This is a genomic window from Paenibacillus flagellatus, from assembly GCF_003217775.1.
Lineage (GTDB): Bacteria > Bacillota > Bacilli > Paenibacillales > NBRC-103111 > Paenibacillus_AB > Paenibacillus_AB flagellatus.
This window is the reverse complement of record NZ_QJVJ01000008.1, coordinates 186263-206591: the sequence shown is the minus strand read 5'-3', so window position 1 is coordinate 206591 and position 20329 is coordinate 186263. Positions and strand designations below refer to the sequence as shown.

Sequence of the window (20329 nt, the reverse complement as noted above, 5' to 3'; positions counted from 1 at the left end):
GGCGAAGCCGCCGCCGCGAATGTCGTGCAGGAACAGCAGCAGAAGCAGCATGGCGCAGCGGGCGCCGCACAGCGTGGCATTCGCGCCAGACGAGCGACCTAAGCTTCTGCATCGGCGGCATCGCGTTGACCGACCGGTACACTTTCGTCTGCCAATGAACGCCGAAATAAAACATGCCGACGACGGACAAAATGTTCGACGCCACCAGGAGCGGGGCGTATCCGAGCAGGGCGATCAGGAAGCCGGCGGCCACGACCGCGCAGCCGACGAACATCCAGGCGTCCTCCCCGATCCGCTTCGCTTTCCGGTGGACATACAGCGCCGCAAACGCCGAGCACGTATAGACGGCGTTCAGCAGCGCGATGACGAGCTTATCCTCCGATATGCTGAACGTAAAGACGAGTATGAACAAGTTTTGGAACTGAAAGAAAAATCCCGCCGCGACGAAAGCGGCCTGGAGCCATTTCGCCGACGGGGTATGGAACAGTCGGAAGTAACCGATGCCGTCGTACCATTCGCCCTCCCGCTCCCGGACGTCGGCCAGCGACACGTTCGGGACGAGCAGGGCGGCGGCCAGCATGCAGCCGACGATCGCCAGCATCAGCAGAAACGAGCCGGAATAGCCGAACCTCAGGATGACGAGCGCGGACAAGATCGGCACCGTAACGGAAACGACCTGTTGAAGGACGATGACCATCGAGAAGTATTGGCCGAACTGCTTCGCCTTCCCCGACAGCGAGAGGCCCAAATTTTGCCCGCTGTAAAAAAGCCCGAACGTAAGTCCCACGATCGAGCCGATCAAGGCGATCCAAACGAAACGGTTGTCCAAGTGCAAGACGGACAGCAGCGTAAAGACGGTCAGTCCGGATACGGCCGACAACGCGTAGACGAGCCGGATCGAACGCCGCGTGAGCAGGTGCGCCCCCAGCGTAAATCCGACGCCCCAGACGAGAAACATGAAGAAGTTGTACAGCGAGACGTCGAACAGGCTCCTCGACCCTTCCCAGATGTACAAATTGATGAAGATCCCGATGTAGCTGAAAATGATTTGCCCGATCGCGTTCATGACCAGCATCTTGCGCATGTCTCCGTTTAAGCCCACGATGTTCGTCCTCTCCCTGTCCATCCCCGCTATGGTAATTCTCATCCCCATTCTATCATATCGGCGACAAACCGGGGTTCGATGATCGCGGAACGATGCCTCGCGCGCCGTTCATCTCCGGGAAAGCGTAATCGGGCGGAGCTTCAGCGCTTCCGTCTCTATTTGCAAAATTGGATGTACCTCATCATGTCCGATATGCCGTTCATTTGCTTTTCCAATTGTTCATTCAGCTTCTGAAGCGCTGTTTTGAAGGAGCGTTCGATCGTAGACAGATCGTGCGTCTCCAAAGCTTCGAGCAGCTGTTTCATGCTTTCGATGAAAAAGACGGTTTTCCTTAAACTGCTTAGCACAATAATCTTTTTCAACTCCCGCGACGTAAAGACTCTGTAGCCGTTTTCCGGATTCCGCTTAGCGCGAATAAGCCCTTCCTTTTCCCAATGTCGAATCGCGGACGGGTTTACGCCGGCGATTACGGCGACCTCCCCGATTTTCATTTCATCCGTGACCCGAACATTCCTATACATGGAGAAATCGGTTTGATGAATGAGGCTCATCACCTCCTCGACTCGTCGCTTCTCCGCCTGGATGTTGTACTGCTGCAAATTGATCGTCCAAAGCGCTTGTTCGACCCGGCCCCTTTTCAATAAGCTCATGACTTCGTAGGCGACCGGCAGATCGAATCCTTGGGTCAAGGACCGTAAAGCGAGGAAAGCCTGAACATGCAGCCGAGTATAATATCTTCTATTACCGGCCGTCCGAGGGACGTCCGGCACCAAATCGAGACTTTCGTATCTTCGCAGCGTTGTGGTGCTGACCTGAAGTCTCCCGGCCAACTGTTTCGGCGTAATGGTTTCGTCCACCCGCGACACCTTCCTTAAAGTGAAACTCTAAAGTACGGCAACAATATCATAAGAGACAATGACCGTCTGTACAAGGGTTCCCGGTCTATCAAACGAAATCTTGCATGAATGTTATATGATCGAAGCTGGAGCGAACAATCGAGGAGGGGAATTCATGGAAAAGGGCCCTTTCGCTTTCACGTACCGGAGCCTGAAGACCGGCGATTTCATTACGTTCGGCACGTATCCGCAGTCTGCGGACGGCAAGAAGCGGGCGATTACATGGCGTGTTCTTCAACGGTCGGGAAGCGAGCTGTTTGTTTTGAGCGAGTACATTTTGGACTGCAAGAGGTACCACGGCAAGAGCGCGGATCTGAAGTGGCGGGATGGCATGGAAACGACGTGGCGGGACTGCGATTTGCGCCAATGGCTGAACGATGAATTTTATAATGCCGCATTTACTGCCGCCGAAATGCCATTCGTCAAGACGACACGTTGTACGGATAACGGGGAGGGCTGCCCGGATACGGAGGACAAGGTCTTTCCGCTTAGCGCCGCCGAGATACAAACGTTTTCCGGGATCCACGGCAAGGAGTGGAGAGGCGCTGTCGGAACCGATTTCGCCAAGACGAAAAAGCCCGACGGATGCAGCTTGTATGTTTATGATAAAACGAAGAAAGAGGACTATATCGTCCGAGACGGCGAAGAAGTCGGCTGTTCCTGGTGGTGGCTGCGAACGCGGGGAAACAAGCCTTCGCGTGCCTATTTTGTCGGTACGGGCCGCAGCATTCGCAGCTATGGGAGTACCAGCATCGACCATTACGGCGTGCGTCCCGCCTTAATCTTGAATCTTCCATGATCAAGAGGGAAAGCGAGAAATACGCGGCCGATAAGGAATGGAAGGCGGAGGAAAGACATGGATGACCTATCACCGAAAGAAACGGCGCTACGGGGGAGCCGGCGGCCTCTTCATACTCTAGCGGCGGGTCGCCGTCATACCGTCGGTCTTCAATCCGACGGAACGGTGACGGCTGTGGGCGATAATAAATATGGACAATGCGAGGTAAGCGGCTGGCGCGATATGGTGGCGGTCGCGGCCGGCAACGTGCATATGGCGACGAACACGGGGAACGCCCATACCGTCGGGCTTCAATCGGACGGCAAGGTGGCGGCCGTGGGCTGGAATGAGCATGGCCAATGCGAAGTAAGCGGCTGGCGCGACATCGTGGCGGTTGCGGCGGGCTGGCGCCGTACCGTAGGGCTTCGGGCGAACGGCACGGTAGCCGCTGTCGGTCGAAATCGTGAAGGCCAATGCGATGTAGGCGGCTGGCGCGACATCGTGGCCGTTGCGGCGGGTGACTGGCATACCGTAGGGCTTCGGGCGGACGGTACGGTGACGACTGCGGGGAACTATCGGTATGGCCAACGCGATGTAAGCGGCTGGCGCGATATCGTCGCGGTTGCGGCGGGCTACCTTCATACCGTCGGGCTACGAGCGGACGGCACGGTGGCGGCGGCAGGCTTGAACGGCAACGGCCAATGCGAGGTAAGCGGCTGGCACGGTATAGTGGCGATCTCGGCGGGCAGTCGACATACCGTCGGCCTGAAAGCGGACGGTACGGTAACGGTCGTCGGTTGCAACGAGCACGGCCAATGCGACGTAAGCGGCTGGCGCGATATCGTGGCGGTTGCGGCGGGCTGCGCTCATACAATCGGCCTTACATCGGACGGCACGGTGGTTGCTGTCGGCGATAACGAATACGGCCAATGCGACGTAAGCGGCTGGCGCGGCATCCGACTGCCCGGCAGCTAGTGTGCAATATATACGCTCCGGATACCCATAAATAAAGAAAAAGCCGATCGTCTCTTGACGTCGGCTTTGTCCTGTTACATCGTCATGCTTCATAGTCGGTGCCCCGGCTGCGGCTCAGGACAGCCACCACTGATCGAGCGAATATGCACCCGCGCCGGTCATCGCTACGGCTACCGCGATCGCGATCAAAGCGACGTTGTACTCGATTCCGTTGGACGTCACCCAATAGCCGTTGCGGCCGTGCACTTTGAAGATGGCCACCAGCATCGTCAGGACGATGAACGCGGCCGCGACCGGCGTGAACAGCCCGGCGGCGAACAGGATGCCTCCCGCCAGCTCGAGCAGTCCGGCGACCAACGCCATGAAGACGCCGGGGCGAATGCCGATCGAATCGAAAAAGCCTCCCGTCCCTTTCAAGCCGTGGCCTCCGAACCAGCCGAACAGCTTCTGGGCTCCGTGTCCCGCAAAGGTCAGCCCGATGACGAGCCGAATCAACAGCAGTGCTCCGTTTACCATAATCGAATCAAATCCCTTCTTAAAAATTTGTTACTTACTTTTCGTGAGTTAATAATACAAGGTAAGACTTACTTTTGTCAAGTAACTATGTTAAAATCAAATTAGCGCTAAAGAACCAGGAGATGATTCGTATGGACAACGCGGACCACAAGATTCACGCCCTGTGTCCGAAATTCGAAAATGCGTTCGAGCTGCTCGGCAAACGTTGGACCGGTCTCATCATCAACGTGCTGATGAACGGCCCGATGCGGTTTAAAGATATATCGGCAATGATTCCGGACATGAGCGACCGGATGCTGACGGAGCGGTTCAAGGAGCTGGAGCACGCGGGCATTATCGCGAGGAACGTGTATCCGGAAATGCCGATCCGCATCGAATACGAGCTGACGGAGAAGGGCAAGGCGCTTCGGCCGGTTATGACGGCGGTTCAGGAGTGGGGGGACCAATGGATTTGAGCACGCGTTCGGCTTTCCGTTACGGCTCGGATACGAAACGACAAAAGGACATTTCCGCCGCCTTCGTTACAGGCGATTGACGGAAATGTCCTTTTCTGTTCATGGGCGATCAAAGGCAAGGCCGTTGCAAGGTCAAGTCCGGAACTTCGCGACTGCGTCCTGCAGCCGTTCGGCCAGCCGGCTCAACTGGTCGGCTTGGACCGCCAGCTGTTCCATCGTCGCCAGCTGCTCCTCGCTGGAGGCTAAGATCGTCTGCGTACCCGAAGCGCCCGTCTCCGTAATGCGCGCCATCTCCTGCAGCGAAGCGGCCACCTGCTCGGAGCTCGCCGACATTTGCTCGGCCGACGACGACGCCTCTTGGATATGCTCCACGACGCTGCGCGTCGCGTCCAAAATCCGCTTGAACGACTCGCCCGTCTCCCGCGACAGGGCGACGCCTTCCCGCACCTCATTCTCCCCTTTGGTCATCGACCGGACCGCGTAGCCGATATCGGCCTGAATCGCATCGACGAGAGCGATCACTTCCTGTGCCGACGATTCGGATTGCACCGCCAGCTTCTTCACTTCGCCGGCGACGATCATGAAGCCGCGCCCCTGCTCCCCGGCGCGAGCCGCCTCGATGGAAGCGTTCAGCGCAAGAAGGCTCGTCTGCGAGGCGATGCCGGTCATCACCTGCACGATCTCCCCGATTTCTTTGGAACGCCGGTCCAGCTTCTGGATGACGTCCGCCAGCTCCGCGACGGTCGAGCTGACCCGGTTCATCTGCTCCACCGACTTTTGCATGAACCGGTATCCTTCCTCGGCCGCCTCGGACGTATGCACCGATGCGTCGAACGCGCTGGACGACGTAGCCGCGATCCGGCTTATGCCGACCGCCATCTCCTCCATCGCCCGCGAGCTTTCGCGCGTCGATACCGATTGCGTCTCCATCCCCGTCGCGATGTGCTGCACCGATGCCGCGATATCCCGCGACGCCTTGGTCGTCTCGTCGATCGATGAGGACAACTCCTGCGAGGAAGCCAGAACATGCTCCGCGCCGGCTTGCACATGTACGACGAGCGATTGGAGATGATCGTTCATGATGGTGAAATCGGCGGCAAGCTGACCGATCTCGTCACGGTTGCGAACGTCGAGCGCGTCGGCGGACAAGTCCCCTTCCGCAATCCGTCTCGTCCGCGCCGCGACGCGCGCGATCGGCTTGGAAATATGCTGCGCGAACAGCCAGGAGACGACGGCCCCGACCGCGAGGCAGCCGGCGAGCGTTAGGGTCAGTACGGACAAAATATGCTTTTGTCCGGCGTTGTAATCCATCATGTACGAGCCGGCCGCGATGACCCAGTTCCATTTCGGATCGAGCTCCGCGTACGTGATTTTCATCGCTTCCTTGTCCGAATTCGGAAGCGGCCATAGGTAATACGTATTCCCGCCTCCCGCTTGCGCCTTCGCGATCATGTCCTGAATGTATAAATAGCCGTCGCTCGTCCGCTTGTCCCAAATATTTTGGCCTTCGAGGAGCGGATGGCCGAGCAGCGTTCCTTTGGCGTCCATAATGAAAAAGTAGCCGTTCGGGCCGATGTCGATATTCGGATTGATCGGCCGTTTGCCGTCCTGGCCCTTCTCGCCGATCAGCATCGACTTCACCTTCTCCTGAGCCGCCTCGGCGGTCATCGCTCCGCTTTGGACGGACGCATCCATCAGGCCGACCATTTCGACGGCGAGCCGGACGTTGCTTTGAAGCTTGCTTTCGATCAGCTTGTCCGTTTCGGACTTCGATACGTTGTAGCTGACCAGCCCGACGACGAGCGTCGGCAGAGCCAGCAGAAGAAGCAGGACGGCGATCAGTTTGTGCCGGATTTTAAAGCGCGGACGTTGTACGTTCGGATTCATGCGGATTCCCTCCGTCTCTGTATCTTTGGAATCATTTCCCCTATCTTTCGACCTATCGTACTCCAACTCCCTTTCATTTACAACGGGGCGCAACCTCAATTGGGACGCGCATATTTCGCCTTCCCGGAATGAAAACGCAATCACCGATTTCGGTTACGGCAGATATATGGCGAATCCAATCAAATCATGACGAATCATGTCAATTCATATCGATTATTAGTTGCTTTTACAAAATCGTGAACGGTTCGGCCCAATGACCGGCCATGCATAAAATGACCGCCCCAACCGGATATTAAGAAAAACGTCTTCCGCCCTCATTCCCGAGAGGAGGCACGCGACCCGCCCCGCGGAACCGTAGCTCAATCGGCGAAAACGGGTCATCCGGCCGGAACGAAGCCCGCGTCGCCGACACCCGTCGCCATCGTCGTTATCGAAGGAGGTAAGCCCGTTGAAATACAAAGCCACATTCGTCATGACCTTATTCGGCATCGCGCTGTGCTTGTTCAATTACTCGGGGCTCGACCCGGACAACATCTTCCTGTTCATGTTCAGCATCCCGGTATGGCTGATCGAAATCGTAGGCGACATCCACTACTTCAACGTATTCGTCGTCTATTTGCTGACCGTCGCCTCGTATGCGCTGCTCGGCCGGATCGGCGATTATTACCGTCTGCGAAGAAGAGCCCGCTCCTGATTCGGAAACGCGCGTTTCCGCCGGAGGGGCTCTTCTGGCTATAGGCGCCGGTTCAAACCGGAAATACCGATCGAACGGCGGATGCGATTTCGCGGGCCATCGTCATGACCCGATGAAGCGACGTATTTTGCAAAATCCAATATTGCTTCGGCCCGGCCGCGTTGACGATCGCCGCAACCGAGTACCGGCCGACCGGGGGAAGCGACTTGCCGACCGATTTGCCGGGCTCGAGCGGATGGTCGGCCACCTGGTACAAGCCTACCGAGGAGGACAGCCCCAGACACGCGTCGATGGCGACGGCGATTTTGTCCGGAGGGATGTCGTTCAGCCGCTGTACGATATTGCTCGCATCGCACGGAGCTTCCAGCGTGCCGATCACATGCGGGTAGCCGGCCTCGCTCAGCATCGTGCCGACGAGCGGCCCGAGGGCGTCCCCGGTCGAACGATCCGTTCCGATACAGACGAATACGATATCGTCGACGAGGACGCCTTGGTCCCGAATCCGGCGAAAAAAATCCGCCAGCTTGTCCCCTCTCACTTTTTGCCTGAACGGTTCCATCTCCCCACTCCCCTTTCCCGCCCGTCGTGCGGCGATCCCGCGCGGTATGGTACAATAATAGGCATCAACCGCCGTCGTTGTACCCCCGACAAAGGAGAACGTCTATGCGACTGCTCGAACTGCTCGCCTACGCGACGCTCGTCTATTGGCTCGCGACGCTTGCCGCGGCACTGGGCGGCCTTCGGCGCATTCCTGCGCTTCCCCCGGCCCGCGAGCTCAGGCGCGACCCGCCGCTCGTCTCCGTCATCATCGCGGCGAAGGAGGAGGAAGCGGCGATCGCCGACACGGTGCGAAGCTTGCTGCAGCAAGACTACCCGCGCTTCGAAATTATCGCCGTCAACGACCGTTCCGCCGATGCGACCGGCCGGCGGCTGGACGAGCTGAAGCGATGGACCGAGCGGCTTCCGTCGGCGCGCGTGCCGCTTCGCGTCGTCCACGTCACGTCGCTGCCGGAAGGCTGGCTCGGCAAAAATCACGCGCTGTACCAAGGGTACAAGCAGGCGAAGGGCTCTTACCTGCTGTTCACCGATGCCGACATCTCCTTTCGTCCTAATACGATCCGCGACGCGGTTGCCTATATGGAATCGGCTGACGCGGATCATCTGACGCTGGCGCCCCTGATGACGGCGAAAAGCTTCTGGCTGCGGGCGTTCGTCCACTACTTTATGTTCTCGCTCCTGCTGTACCTTCGGCTGTGGCGGGCGAACGACGACCGGCAGCACCGGTTCGGCACCGGGATCGGCGCCTTCAACCTCGTCACGCGGAAGGCGTACGAGGCGATCGGCACTCACCGGGCCATCGCGATGCGGCCGGACGACGATCTGCAGCTCGGCCAGCTCATCAAGAGAGCCCGGTTCAAGCAGCGGATCGCCGTCGGCAAGCGGCATCTCGAGGTCGAATGGTATCCGTCGCTGCGGGCGGCCGTCCACGGCCTCGAGAAAAATTTGTTTTCCGGCTTCGGCTACCGGCTCTCTTCCGCCATTGCCGGCATGATCGGCCAGCTGATCGCTTTTTTCGGCCCGTTCGCCGGCCTGCTGTTGCTCCCCCGCCCGAGCGGGATCGCGAGCGCGGCCAGCGCGGGGATTCTGATCGGCCTGTATGTATCGGCGACGCGCCGGTTATCTCGGGATACGGGAATAGACGCCTGCGCGCTTCCCGCAGCCGTCTGGATGCTTGTCGCCGTCCTCGCCCGCTCCGTCGCGTTGACGATCCGGCGCGGCGGCGTCTATTGGCGCGGCACGTTTTACCCGCTCGAGCGGCTGCGGCGCAAGTAAGCTCGCGGGGGAGCCTGCCGCTTGCCCGAGGGCGATAATCGGCTCCGGTACCGCACCGTGCCGTCCGCTCGCTCGCTCGGGCGCCGTCCGGGCTTGCGGGCTTACTTTCGGAGCTGTTTCAATTCGTCGCAAAGGGCTTCGATCTCGCGGATGCTGAAATGCCGTTTGTTCATAACGACATCGTACATGTCGTGCAAATCGTCGTACTTGTCGAGGTCGAAATGGTCCGGCTTGATCGACTGCGCGGCGACGACGTTCAGCTTGCCCTTGATCTGCTCGACCATGAACGCTACGTTGGCCTCGGATCTGACCGTTAAATCCATCGATGCTCACCCTTTCTTCGGTTGACGATGCTATTGTATCACGCCCGCCCGGGAAAGCCCAGCGTTCGCGGGCTCCGCCGACGCCGCCCGCATATTCGCGGCCGCGAATGCGCACAGTATTACGTGTACGCCGCGATGCGGCAATCTATACCGGGGAAGGAGCCGAATTTCGATGGAAAACAAAACGCACGAAGGCAATTATAAAGGAACCGCTCACATGAAGGCGGAAAATCAAGATATGGCGTTCGTCAACGACGTCGTCGAGAAGAAAGCGTCGGAGCAAACCGTCCGCGGCGAAAAATACGGCAAATCGGAATAACGGCTTCGATCGAACGAGACGCCAAAAGCCCCTGCATCGCACACCGGTATCCGGAAGCGCGTCTGCAGGGGCTTTTTCGGCTTACGATGCCGTTCAGCGCCGCGACCGGCCGAACCCGGCGGCCGCCCGGTACAGCCGGACGACGTTCTCCGCCGCTTCGGCGAGCAGCGGCTCGGCGTCCCGCATCGCCTCGTCGAGCGCAAGCGGCCGGTTCGCGATGCTGAACAAGGCGGCGATGCCGTGCCCGTACAGCGTCTCCGCGCCGGCGCCCAAGCCGCCGGACAAGCAGACGACGGGCACGCCGTGCGGGCGGGCCGCCGCCGCGACGCCGGCCGGCACTTTGCCGTACGCCGTCTGCGCGTCGGTACGGCCTTCGCCGGTAATGACGAGCGCGGCGCCGGCGACCGCCCGGTCGAAGCCGGCGAGCTCCGTCACGACGGCGATGCCCGGCTTGACAACGGCGCGGCCGAACGCGAGCAGCCCGGCGCCCAGGCCGCCGGCGGCGCCCGCTCCGGGCGCGTCGCGCACGTCGCGGCCGGTCGCCGCGGCGATCCGCTCCGCGTAGTGCGCGAGCCCGCGGTCGAGCCGCTCGACCGCCTCTGGCGTCGCGCCCTTCTGCGGGCCGTAGACGGCCGAGGCGCCGTCCGGCCCGCACAGCGGGTTGGTGACGTCGCTCAGCACCGTCACCTCCGCCGCGGCGAAGCGCGGGTCGAGCCCGCTCGCGTCGATCGACGCGATCCGCTCGAGCAGCGCGCCGCAGCCGCGGCCGGCGAGCTCGCGGCCGTCCGCGTCCGCGAACCGGACGCCGAGCGCCTGCGCCATCCCCATGCCGCCGTCGTTCGTCGCGCTGCCGCCGAGGCCGATCAAGAGGCGCGTGGCGCCCCGGTCGAGCGCGGCGCGAATGAGTTGCCCCGTGCCGTACGTCGTCGCGGCCAGCGGGTCGCGCGCCTCCGGCGCCACGAGCGGCAAGCCGGAGGCGGCCGCCATCTCGATGACGGCCGTCCGCCCGTCCGCGAGCAGTCCCCAGGCCGCCATGACCTCGCCGCCGAGCGGCCCTTCGACCGGGACGACGAGCCGCTCCCCGCCGACGGCGGCCAGCACGGCGTCGACCGTCCCTTCTCCGCCGTCCGCCATCGGCACGATCGTCGTCCCGGCGTCCGGCGCCGCCCGCAGAACGCCGGCCCGAATCGCCTCGGCCGCCGCGACGGACGATATGCTCCCTTTGAACGAATCCGGCGCGATGACGACGCGAAAAGCGTCTTCTCCCCCGATTTCCCCGATTTCCCCGATCCTGCGCTCCATCCGCTATTCCTTCCTTTCCCCCACACCGCCGCCTGTCTTGCGGCGGGCTTGTCCGCGGGAGAAGTCCCGCCCAAGCCGTATAGCTGCATTGTATCGCATGGACGGAGCGGTGCCAACCTTTTCCGCCGCTGCGTAATAGCGGCGGCATACGGCGGACATCCTATCGGGTAAAAGCCGCCGACTTCTATAGGCAACCGCACCGGGATCACGTATACTAGGGAGATGAAAACGTCATTTGCCTATATTCGGCAAAAGACGCATCATTTCGACGGAAAGGCAGAGAATCGATTTGAGCAAACCGAAGCTTTGGGAGCTGGACATCGTCCGGGCCGTGGCGATCGTCGCCGTGCTCCTCATTCACGGGACGGCCGCATCGACGGTTGCGCTGCCGATCGGCTCGCGGTCGCACACGCTCTATTACGCGATCAACCATATGAGCTATTTCGCGGTGCAAGCGTTTATCCTGCTGAGCGGCGTCGTGCTGTTCTACAGCTATTTCGACAAATGGAGCGCAAGCCGCGTTCCCGGCTTTTACCGGAAACGGCTGCAGTACATCTTCCTCCCGTACTTGCTGTGGCTGTTCTTCTACTACTTGTACGATCAGTGGCTCAACCCGGCGGTGAAGGTTCACGTCTCCTTCGTCGAATTCGTCAAGCTGATCCCGTGGGCCGAGATCGGCATGGGCTATCATTTGTATTTCATGGTCATCATCATGCAGCTGTATTTGCTGTTCCCGATCGTCGTTACGCTGGCCAAGCTGTGGCGCCCGCTCGGCCGCTACTTATGGCTGTTCGGCATCGTCGTGCAGGGCGCGTTCGTCGTCTACCGCCATTACAGCGGCGCGGCCGTCCCGCACGGGGATCGGCTGTTCATCACCTACTTCGCCCTGTTCTGCATCGGCGGATCGATCGGAATGAACTACGAGCGATTTTTCGCCTGGCTGAACCGGAACGTTTGGTGGGTGACGGCGGCGGCGGTCGGAGCCGGGTATACGTTCCTGCTGCTGAGCTTGCAGGAGAAGCGCGGCATGCGGTTCGAATTTTGGGAGTACGAGCTGCTGTTCAACGGCTACCCGGTGCTCGTCGCGATCAGCTTCATGTGGATCGGCCGGCATTGGCTCGCGCATGCTCCCCGGTGGGCGGCGGCGCTGTCCTCGCTCGGGGCCGCTTCGTTCGGCGTCTACTTCACCCACCCGGCGCTGCTGTCGTTTTATGCGATGCGCGCGCAGGTACCGGCCGGCCAAAGCGGCTACCACCTCGCGGTTTGGGGCGGCATCGTCCTCATTCTCGTCGTGCCGTGGGCCGTCGTCCGGGCGCTGAAGCGGTTCAACTGGTCGTGGATCCTGTTCGGCAAATAAAAGAGCTGCCGCAATAAGCCGGCAGCGGCAAAGGAGATTCGATTCGTCATGCATACGTTCGTCCTCTCGACGGAGCGGCGGGACCAGATCGTCGACATTACGCCGCAAGTCGCGAAGCTGGTTCGGCAAAGCGGCATGCAAAGCGGCCTGGCGGTCGTCTACTGTCCGCATACGACGGCCGGCATCGCCATCAACGAAAACGCCGATCCCGACGTCAAGCGCGACGTGCTGAAGCGGCTTGACGAGCTGTATCCGTGGGAGCATCCCCGCGACCGGCACGCGGAAGGCAACACCGCCGCGCACCTGAAAGCGATAACGACGGGCTCGTCGCAAACCGTAATCGTCGAGGACGGCCGTCTGGCGCTCGGGCGGTGGCAAGGAATTTACTTCTGCGAATTCGACGGCCCGCGGCAGCGAACCGTCTGCGTGAAGCTGATGCAAGGCTGACGGCGGCCTCGACTCGCATCGGCCGCCGCAGACCGACAACGTGCGCCTCCCCTTGGCGGGAAGCGCACGTTGTTCGTTTTCCCCCTCGATTTAGCGGCCTTCGAGACGCCGAACCCGGTCTTCCAGCCGGTTGACGCGCTGCTCGAGGCGGTCCAGCTCGTTGTCCGTCCGCTGCAGCCGGCGCTGCAGCCGCTCCGTCTCCGCCTCGAGTCGGGTGACGCGCTGCTCCAGCTGGCGGCCGGGTCCGGGTCCGGGACCCGGCGGGAACGGCCCCGGCGGAAACGGTCCGGGGGGACGCGGAATGAAAATCGTTTGGCCGGCGAATAAATTGCCCGGGGCGCTCATGTTGTTCGCCTGCAGCAGCGCCTGCACGGTAACGCCGTATCGGTTGGCGATCGAATAGAGCGTATCGCCGGGCTGTACGATATAGTTCATCGGGTTTCCTCCATAATTCTTTTGTTCGGATATCCGCTACCAATGTATGCGCCCGGTGGGTGTTTTGCCCGGGGCATTCGCCCGGTTTTGCGCCGTATCGCCGCGCCGGCGGACAGCGTCAAATAATGCTCCCGCGCGCCCGCCCGGTACTGGCATGATCGGTTCGGCGGCGGCATACGTTCACTGCAAAGGAGATGATTGCGATGCATAAATTGTCCGGCATCTATCCGCTGCAGCAAATTTTGTACCGTAATCCGCCCGTTCGCGAAGCCCCCCTTCCCGTCGAGCCGACCGTAAGCCTGAACGCCGTCGTGGCGGCGAACTCGATTGTCATCGGCGACGTGACGGTGGAGGACGACGTCTTCATCGGGTTTCATACCGTGATTCGCGCCGACGCCTCTCCCCCGTACTACATCGGCCCCCGCACCAACATACAAGATTTCGCCATGATCCACGCGCATCCCGGCGAGTTCGTCGAATGGGAAGGACGACGCTACGGCGTTTATATCGAAAGCGATGTCAGCATTCTTCATCATGGCTCGCTGCACGGCCCTCTGTTCGTCGGCCGCGGCACGTTCGTCGGCTTGCGCGTCTCGATCTCCGCCGCGACGATCGGACGCCATTGCGTCGTCATGCACGGGGCCGTCGTCGCCGACGGCGTGCGCATCGCCGACAATCGGTTCGTCGAGCCGGGACGAACGGTGTGGACCCAAGAGCAGGCCGACGCGCTGCCGGAGGTGCCGGAACGGTACAAGACGCTGAATGCCGATATCGTCGACTATTACTGCCGACTGGGCAAGGCGTACAAAGCTTCCACGCCGCTCGCCTTTTGACCGGCTCCTCGCCTCGCTCCGACCGATCGGCGCCGCCTATCGTTCCGATAACGAATCGGCCATTGATCGGGCGCGCCGAACGCGGTACGGTAAGAGGGACGAACGATCGCATCGCGATCGGCGGAGCGCGCGCCGGCCCCGAATCCGGGCGGAAGCCGCTTCGTCCGACCCCGGAGGAGCGCTTCCCGAGCCCGGGTTCCCGTCGTCTCGGACGAGCGGTTCCGATACGCCGGCGCTCCGCCGACCAAGCTTTTCGCTTGCCAGAGCCGCCAACGATCGCCTACTATATCTAAATAACCCGATCGGATGCGAGCAATCGATTCGTCGGAACCGTAAACCAGGAGGATCGCACCCATGGACATCCGAATCGTCTCGTTGAACGTCGGCAGGCCGGCGACTTTCGTGTACAAAGGAAAGGACGTCCCGACCGGCATCTTCAAAAGCCCGGCCGCCGAAGGCCCGATCGCGCTGACGACGCTCAATTTCGAAGGGGACGGACAAGCCGACTTGGTCCATCACGGCGGCCCGGACAAGGCGGTCTGCGTCTACTCGTACGAGCATTATCCGTACTGGGAGCGCGACCTTGGCCGAGAGCTGGCGTACGGCGCGTTCGGGGAAAATTTGACCGTGCTCGGCATGACCGAGGACGCCGTCTGCATCGGCGACATATATGCCATCGGCGACGTCCGCCTGCAAGTATCGCAGCCCCGGCAGCCGTGCCATAAGCTGGCCAAAATGTACGACGTGCCGGATCTCCCCATCCGCGTGCAAAACACCGGCTTTACCGGCTTTTACTTCCGGGTGCTCGTACCGGGCCTGTTCGACCGCTCCCTTCCGCTTACGCTGGAGCGCCGGCATCCGGCGGGGCTTACCGTCGCGTTCGCGAACGAGATCAAGCATCATCGCAAGGACGATCTGGACGGCGTCCGCGCCCTGCTCGCCGTGGACGCGTTGTCGACGAACTGGCGGGTGTCCTTCGAGAAGCGGCTGGAGGGCGCGGAGCCGTCTACGGAAGAGAGGCTGAACGGCACCGCTCCTTGAGCGGTTCGCGCCCTTCCGCCATGCGTCGCGCCCTTCGACGGAATCGCGTCCCCGCGTCCCGCCGCATCGCCGAAAAAGCCCGCTCCCGGACACGATGTCCGGAAACGGGCTTCCGATGCGGTTGCGCTTCTTTAGCAGGCGAACGGCTTGAACGTATGGTCCTTCATCGTCCGGATCACCCGGAGCGAGAGGACCGGCGCTTCGGATGGCCGCCTCGGCTTGAACGTCAAATTGGCGAAATCGCTCAATTCCATGTCGAGCCCCGATTTCTTGAACGCCTCGATAAAATCCCCGATGGTCGGTTTTTTGCCGACTTCGCAATAAATCGCCATCTCGCGATTCGCTTTGCCGAACCGGTCCATAAATTCCACTGTGGAGTAGTAGCGCTCCTTCAACATCCTTGTTCCTCCTCGTCGTCATCGGAATGCCGAAAACATTCGTCGACCGGCCGGCACGGATTCGAGCCGATATCCGGCACTTCGGCGGCCCAGCCACCTTGGAAACGGGTACGTTCGTTAGGTCTGCGGCTTTGCGTCCTTGCCTTTCGGCAAGTTTGCCCTTTTCGTGTTGCGGGAACTCGATGAGGGAACTCGATGAGCTCCGAATGGTTCTATACTACTACATCAATCGACAAATTTCTAGTCCTTTATGCCTGCTTTCTTTACTGCGGGAGCTTTCTCCATTGTCGTTACGCCGCAAGGCTGGAAGACACCCGTTCGCCGTTTCCCGCTCCTTCCGCCTGTTCTCGAATCTTGCGGAATGATTACGGGCATGTCGATCAGTGTCGAAATATTACAATTCGAAGCGCAACGCTCTCGCCGGAGGCCATACCGGCGGCTTCGCGAACGTGCGGCTCGGCCGTTCTAGTCCGGCGCGCTCAAGTTCCGCTTCGCCGTTTCATAGTCCATGCTGAGCTGGAACACGAGACTGAGTCCCGGATTGCCGCGCAGCCGCGCCTTAAGCTGCGCATGAAGCCTCGGGTGCTCGTGCTTGATCACCGTTACGGCCTCGGTCACCGGACCGGCGCTGCGCTGAAGCCCGAGCAGCACGTCGACGCACGGCTCGATTTCCGCCGATACGCCTTGCAAATGGCGCAGAAAGGTTACGAGATTCGCCTTGTTCACGATCTTGATCCGCTCTTTTCGTTTAAGGTGGGCGGTTCGGGCGATTCGGCACGGAATCGTCCTTGCCCGTATTCCCAGCCTATGCGGATCGGCCGCGATCGGTTTATGCGAAACCTCCGATTCCGGCTCCCTCTATCGAAAACTTGCTCTCCTATTCGCGAACCGTTGTTCCCCTCCCCGCCTTCGGGCTATACTGACAAGGAGGAGGTGACCGCCATGGATCCAGACCTCTGGAACACGATATTGACGCGGGACCGCAAGTACGACGGCATTTACTGGCTGGGCATTCGCACAACCGGCATCTACTGCCGCCCGTCGTGCCGGTCCCGGCTGCCACGCATAGAGAACGTGCGCGTCTTCGCGAGCGCCGAGGAAGCCCGGCAGGCGGGATTCCGCGCCTGCAAGCGGTGCAAGCCGGACACCCCCGGCCACAACGGCCCGGATGCCGAGCTGACGGCCCGGGTGAACGGCCTTCTTGCCAGCCGTCCGCTCGACCCGCCGACACTCGGGGAACTGGCCGCGGAGCTGAACGTCAGCCCGTTCCATCTTCAACGGACGTTCAAGCGGATAACGGGTACGTCCCCCTCGGCCCTCGCGGCGAAGACGAGACTGGACGCAGCCGCGAAACGGCTCGCCGAGACGGACGATTCCGTCACGCAGGTGGCCGGCGAAGCCGGCTTCCGCAGCGCGTCCCATTTCGCCGCCGCGTTCCGCAAGGCGTTCGGGACGACGCCGACGGCGTTCCGGCAAGCGGCCTCCGACACGATCGAGATCGCCGCGCCGGAGCCGTTCGATTATCGCCAAATGCTCGTCTACTTGGCCCGTTCCCCGCAGGAATGCATGTACCGGGTGGCGGACGACCGCATCCGGCTGGCGCTCGCCCACGAAGGCGCGGAAGAGCCGCTGCTGCTGGAAGTATCCGCTTCGGACGCCGGTCGTCTCCTGGTTCGCTTTTTAAGCGACGGGGACAAGCTCGGACCGGCTCCGCGCGAAGCCGCGGTCCGCCACGTCCGCGAATGGTTCGATCTCGATACGGACCTCCGGCCGTTTTACTTGATGGCGGAAACCGATCCCGTACTGAGCCGACTCGTCCGCGACTACCGGGGCTTGCGCATCGCCGGCGTGCCCGACCTGTTCGAAGCGTTGTGCTGGGCCGTCATCGGCCAGCAAATTACGCTGTCGTTCGCGTATACGCTGAAGCGCCGGTTCGTGGAGACGTTCGGCCGCGCCGTCGAGCACGAAGGAGAGACGTATTGGCTGTTCCCGTCGCCGGATACGGTTGCCGGCCTTTCCGTCGAGCGGCTGACCGCCCTGCAGTTTTCGCGGCAAAAAGCGGCTTACGTCATCGAGGTCGCCCGGCAAATCGCGGACGGCTCGCTGTCGAAGCGCGCGCTGCTGGCTCTGCCCGACTTCGCCGCAGCCGCCGAAAGGCTTACCTCGATCCGCGGCATCGGCCCTTGGACGGCGCAGTATGTGCTGATGCGCTGCCTGCGCGACCGTTCCGCCTTCCCGGCGGAGGACGCCGGCGTGCACCAGGCGGTACGGCGCCTGTGGAAGCTCGACTGCAAGCCCTCGCCCCGGGAGCTTCGGGAGCGGTTCGCCTCGTGGACGCCGTGGAGGGCGTACGTGACGTTTTACTTATGGCGCAGCCTGCAGGACGACGAAACGCCGCGCCGGGAAAATCCATGATCGTGAAGAGAAGAAAGGAGGCGGTTCGCATGAACGCGCCCGAAGCGCCGAACCGTTTGTATTGGTGTGAGCTGAGCTTGGAAGACCGGAGAATGATTATTGCGGCGACCGAACGGGGGCTGTGCTTCGTTTCCTTGATGGCGGAGCCTTACGAGGAGCTGCTCGCTTGGGCGGGCAGACGGCTGCCCGGCGTCGTACCGGCGGAGGACCCGGCGGTTATGGCCGAGTACGCCCGGCAAATCGCGGAATATTTCGCGGAAGAACGGACGGCGTTTACGGTGCCGATCGACTACATCGGCACGCCGTTCCAGCAGTCGGTATGGAAAGCCGTCGCCGCCATTCCTTACGGCGAAGTGCGCTCGTACGCGGACATCGCCGCCGCCGCCGGCTCCCCCCGCGCGGTGCGGGCCGTCGGCGCGGCCAACGGCGCGAACCCGATTCCGATCGTCGTGCCGTGCCACCGCGTCATCGGAACGAACGGCACGTTGACCGGCTACCGGGGCGGCATGAAGCTGAAGGAAAAGCTGCTCACCCTCGAAGGGTTTGCCGGCTATAAGGCGGTCGGTCACGAGCGTTTCCGGTTTTAAGCGGCTATCGCTCGGCCGGCGCTCGCCGGGAGACAGGGACACGGGCCGTCAGCGGGGCCCCGGCGCGGATCGGGCGGTTATCGTCCGACGGCGTCCGCCGACTTGGCCATATGCGCCCGGACCGTTTCGCGGATACCCTGCTCGAACGGCGTCGCCGGCAGCGGCCCGATGCGCCGCTCGTACTTGGCTCCGCTCAGCACGAACGGCTCCTCGGTCAAGTAGAGCATCTCTCTCACCTCGCGCATGAACGGATTGAACAGCCCGAGCAGGGCGAACGTTTTGCGCCCGATCGTGCGGACCGGCTTGCTCGCGCCGGCCTCGTCCCTTGCGATGCGGACGATGTCCGCCCCGGTGATGACGCCCGCTCCGGGGACGTGCCAGCTTTCCCCGTAGGCGTCCTCCCGAAAGGCGAGCTCGACGACCGCCTTCGCCGCATCGGGGACATAGACATACTCGCGCGGAACGTCCAGCCGGCCGACGAACATCGCCGGCTTCCGCTTCGCGATGGCGGCCAGCGTCATGTCGAGCATGCTGTTCGGCGCGTCCGGACCGTAAAAGTCGGGGAGCCGGACGATCAGCGCGGGAGCGCCCTCCCGGTGAGCGTCCATGACGACGCGCTCCATATCCAGCTTCAACCGGCCCTTGCGGGTGTGCGGACGCTTCGGATGGCTTTCGGTCGCGGGCTCCGGACCGGTCCGTCGGCCGTACGGATAAATATTGTCGATGACGACCGTCTTCGCCCCCGCCATCCTCGCCCCCCGCATGACCGACGCGGCCAGCGGAAGCAGCTTCTCCCCCCATTCCGGGTACGGCATGCCCATGCTGTGGAACAGGACGTCGGCCCCTGCGGCCGCCTCCGCCACCTCGTCCGGCCGAAGCGCGTCCCCCGCCTTAATCGTCAACGACGAACGATGCCCGATCTCTTCGGCCAACGATTCCAGCTTCCCGCGCGACCGGCCGAACGCGACCGTTTCGACGCCTCTCGCCAGCAATTCCTTTGCGAGCGCGCGGCCCATTCCGCCCGCGGCTCCCAGTACGACCGCTCTTTTCATGTCCGTCTCCTCCACCACATTATTTACCATCGGTCAATTAATCGGCAAAAAAAGGGGCACGCCTTACAGCGTACCGCGAACCAGAAGACGCGCATGCTTCTCCGCCAACCCGCGCATGCCGTCATACGTCTGATCCGTATGCAAATAATACGCGACGAATCCGTGCAGCGACAGGAACAAGCTCCACGGCGCCATGAGCGTCCCGCTCTCCGCGCTTCCGAGCTCCTTCAGCAGCTCCGTGACGAACGCGGCGAACTTCTCGTACGACCGCATCTTGGCCGTCCGCGCGGCGTCGTTCAATTCCGATTCCGCCAGCAAAAACATCACTTCGTAATGTCGCTTATGCTCGAAGCCGAACCGGATATAGGCGAGGAACAGCCTTTCGAGCGTCTCCTTCGGGTCGTCGCTCCTTCCGGCCGCCACGTCCTCCAGCCGCTCGTCCAGACGCTCGAAGTCGGCGATGACCATGGCGCTGAACAAGTCCGCCTTGTCTTTGAAATGGTAGTACAGCGCGCCGTGACTGTAGCCGAGCTTGCCGGCGATGCCGCGCATCGAGACGGACCGGTAGCCTTGCTCCGCAAACAGCTCGCGGGCCGCTTGCATGATCTTGTCGCGGCCGAGCTCTTCGTCGACCGCTTTGCGTGGCGACACCGGGCATGCGCCTCCTTTTTTTGACCGTTG

Annotated in this window: 23 protein-coding genes, 1 pseudogene and 1 riboswitch; of the genes and pseudogenes, 12 read left to right on the top strand and 12 right to left on the bottom strand. The window is 61.8% G+C overall.

Annotated features, from left to right (window positions below):
- Positions 1-169: 169 nt before the first annotated feature.
- Positions 170-958: pseudogene (locus DLM86_RS33105) on the bottom strand (MFS transporter); the annotation flags it as partial.
- Positions 959-1260: 302 nt separating this feature from the next.
- Positions 1261-1962 (bottom strand): MerR family DNA-binding transcriptional regulator, encoded by a 702-nt coding sequence (locus DLM86_RS18555; RefSeq protein ID WP_110841550.1) that lies wholly within the window; start codon positions 1960-1962, stop codon positions 1261-1263.
- Positions 1963-2077: 115 nt separating this feature from the next.
- Here DLM86_RS18555 and DLM86_RS18550 point away from each other — a divergent pair, with 115 nt between their 5' ends.
- Complete coding sequence (locus tag DLM86_RS18550; protein ID WP_245954706.1) at positions 2078-2800, top strand: DUF6273 domain-containing protein; 723 nt, start codon at positions 2078-2080, stop codon at positions 2798-2800.
- Between the two features lie 57 nt (positions 2801-2857).
- Entirely contained in the window at positions 2858-3754 is an 897-nt protein-coding gene (locus DLM86_RS18545; protein WP_110841548.1) for an RCC1 domain-containing protein, read from the top strand.
- A 114-nt stretch (positions 3755-3868) separates the two neighbouring features.
- On the opposite strand, the gene DLM86_RS18540 is transcribed toward DLM86_RS18545, so the two are convergent.
- Positions 3869-4270, bottom strand: coding sequence for a DoxX family protein (locus DLM86_RS18540; protein ID WP_110841547.1), 402 nt, complete (start codon positions 4268-4270; stop codon positions 3869-3871).
- Positions 4271-4401: 131 nt separating this feature from the next.
- On the opposite strand from DLM86_RS18540, the gene DLM86_RS18535 reads away from it, so the two are divergent.
- On the top strand, positions 4402-4725 hold the full coding sequence (locus tag DLM86_RS18535) for a winged helix-turn-helix transcriptional regulator (RefSeq protein ID WP_110841546.1): 324 nt from the start codon (positions 4402-4404) through the stop codon (positions 4723-4725).
- Positions 4726-4857: 132 nt separating this feature from the next.
- Here the strand turns inward: DLM86_RS18535 and DLM86_RS18530 are convergent, their stop codons facing one another.
- On the bottom strand, positions 4858-6612 hold the full coding sequence (locus DLM86_RS18530; protein WP_110841545.1) for a methyl-accepting chemotaxis protein: 1755 nt from the start codon (positions 6610-6612) through the stop codon (positions 4858-4860).
- A gap of 448 nt (positions 6613-7060) precedes the next feature.
- Between DLM86_RS18530 and DLM86_RS18525 the strand changes: the two genes are divergently transcribed.
- The gene (locus DLM86_RS18525) at positions 7061-7306 is read left to right on the top strand and encodes a hypothetical protein (RefSeq protein ID WP_110841544.1); all 246 of its coding nucleotides are present in this window, start codon (positions 7061-7063) and stop codon (positions 7304-7306) included.
- 52 nt (positions 7307-7358) lie between these two features.
- Here DLM86_RS18525 and yyaC read toward each other — a convergent pair whose 3' ends face one another.
- Positions 7359-7865 (bottom strand): spore protease YyaC, encoded by a 507-nt coding sequence (gene yyaC / locus DLM86_RS18520; RefSeq protein ID WP_110841543.1) that lies wholly within the window; start codon positions 7863-7865, stop codon positions 7359-7361.
- 104 nt (positions 7866-7969) lie between these two features.
- Here yyaC and DLM86_RS18515 point away from each other — a divergent pair, with 104 nt between their 5' ends.
- On the top strand, positions 7970-9139 hold the full coding sequence (locus DLM86_RS18515; protein WP_110841542.1) for a glycosyltransferase family 2 protein: 1170 nt from the start codon (positions 7970-7972) through the stop codon (positions 9137-9139).
- Positions 9140-9240: 101 nt separating this feature from the next.
- On the opposite strand, the gene DLM86_RS18510 is transcribed toward DLM86_RS18515, so the two are convergent.
- Positions 9241-9462, bottom strand: a complete 222-nt coding sequence (locus tag DLM86_RS18510; protein ID WP_110841541.1) for a DUF1128 domain-containing protein — start codon at positions 9460-9462, stop codon at positions 9241-9243.
- Between the two features lie 172 nt (positions 9463-9634).
- On the opposite strand from DLM86_RS18510, the gene DLM86_RS32365 reads away from it, so the two are divergent.
- Positions 9635-9781: a hypothetical protein gene (locus DLM86_RS32365; protein ID WP_170143721.1), complete on the top strand. Its 147-nt coding sequence runs from the start codon at positions 9635-9637 to the stop codon at positions 9779-9781.
- 93 nt (positions 9782-9874) lie between these two features.
- Here the strand turns inward: DLM86_RS32365 and DLM86_RS18505 are convergent, their stop codons facing one another.
- Positions 9875-11083 (bottom strand): glycerate kinase, encoded by a 1209-nt coding sequence (locus DLM86_RS18505; RefSeq protein WP_110841540.1) that lies wholly within the window; start codon positions 11081-11083, stop codon positions 9875-9877.
- Positions 11084-11372: 289 nt separating this feature from the next.
- Between DLM86_RS18505 and DLM86_RS18500 the strand changes: the two genes are divergently transcribed.
- Together DLM86_RS18500 and DLM86_RS18495 are read left to right on the top strand one after the other, a co-directional pair.
- A complete protein-coding gene (locus DLM86_RS18500) occupies positions 11373-12440 on the top strand; it encodes an acyltransferase (protein WP_158289552.1) in 1068 nt (355 codons plus the stop codon).
- Positions 12441-12488: 48 nt separating this feature from the next.
- Positions 12489-12887 (top strand): secondary thiamine-phosphate synthase enzyme YjbQ, encoded by a 399-nt coding sequence (locus DLM86_RS18495; protein WP_110841538.1) that lies wholly within the window; start codon positions 12489-12491, stop codon positions 12885-12887.
- A gap of 90 nt (positions 12888-12977) precedes the next feature.
- On the opposite strand, the gene DLM86_RS18490 is transcribed toward DLM86_RS18495, so the two are convergent.
- Positions 12978-13322, bottom strand: a complete 345-nt coding sequence (locus tag DLM86_RS18490; RefSeq protein ID WP_110841537.1) for a LysM peptidoglycan-binding domain-containing protein — start codon at positions 13320-13322, stop codon at positions 12978-12980.
- Between the two features lie 203 nt (positions 13323-13525).
- Here DLM86_RS18490 and DLM86_RS18485 point away from each other — a divergent pair, with 203 nt between their 5' ends.
- Both DLM86_RS18485 and DLM86_RS18475 read left to right on the top strand, forming a co-directional pair.
- The gene (locus DLM86_RS18485; RefSeq protein ID WP_158289551.1) at positions 13526-14155 is read left to right on the top strand and encodes an LbetaH domain-containing protein; all 630 of its coding nucleotides are present in this window, start codon (positions 13526-13528) and stop codon (positions 14153-14155) included.
- A 354-nt stretch (positions 14156-14509) separates the two neighbouring features.
- Positions 14510-15196, top strand: a complete 687-nt coding sequence (locus DLM86_RS18475; RefSeq protein WP_110841534.1) for an MOSC domain-containing protein — start codon at positions 14510-14512, stop codon at positions 15194-15196.
- A 131-nt stretch (positions 15197-15327) separates the two neighbouring features.
- Here DLM86_RS18475 and DLM86_RS18470 read toward each other — a convergent pair whose 3' ends face one another.
- Positions 15328-15594: a hypothetical protein gene (locus DLM86_RS18470; protein ID WP_110841533.1), complete on the bottom strand. Its 267-nt coding sequence runs from the start codon at positions 15592-15594 to the stop codon at positions 15328-15330.
- An 80-nt stretch (positions 15595-15674) separates the two neighbouring features.
- A riboswitch (cyclic di-GMP riboswitch) is annotated at positions 15675-15764 on the bottom strand.
- Between the two features lie 295 nt (positions 15765-16059).
- Entirely contained in the window at positions 16060-16320 is a 261-nt protein-coding gene (locus DLM86_RS32125) for a hypothetical protein (RefSeq protein WP_158289550.1), read from the bottom strand.
- A 216-nt stretch (positions 16321-16536) separates the two neighbouring features.
- Between DLM86_RS32125 and DLM86_RS18465 the strand changes: the two genes are divergently transcribed.
- Positions 16537-18009: a DNA-3-methyladenine glycosylase 2 family protein gene (locus DLM86_RS18465; RefSeq protein ID WP_158289549.1), complete on the top strand. Its 1473-nt coding sequence runs from the start codon at positions 16537-16539 to the stop codon at positions 18007-18009.
- 29 nt (positions 18010-18038) lie between these two features.
- Entirely contained in the window at positions 18039-18596 is a 558-nt protein-coding gene (locus tag DLM86_RS18460) for a methylated-DNA--[protein]-cysteine S-methyltransferase (protein WP_110841531.1), read from the top strand.
- Positions 18597-18673: 77 nt separating this feature from the next.
- On the opposite strand, the gene DLM86_RS18455 is transcribed toward DLM86_RS18460, so the two are convergent.
- Positions 18674-19678 carry an SDR family NAD(P)-dependent oxidoreductase gene (locus tag DLM86_RS18455; protein WP_110841530.1) on the bottom strand — a complete coding sequence of 335 codons (1005 nt, stop codon included), beginning with the start codon at positions 19676-19678 and terminating at the stop codon, positions 18674-18676.
- Between the two features lie 33 nt (positions 19679-19711).
- The gene (locus DLM86_RS18450) at positions 19712-20299 is read right to left on the bottom strand and encodes a TetR/AcrR family transcriptional regulator (RefSeq protein ID WP_110841529.1); all 588 of its coding nucleotides are present in this window, start codon (positions 20297-20299) and stop codon (positions 19712-19714) included.
- Positions 20300-20329 lie beyond the last annotated feature (30 nt).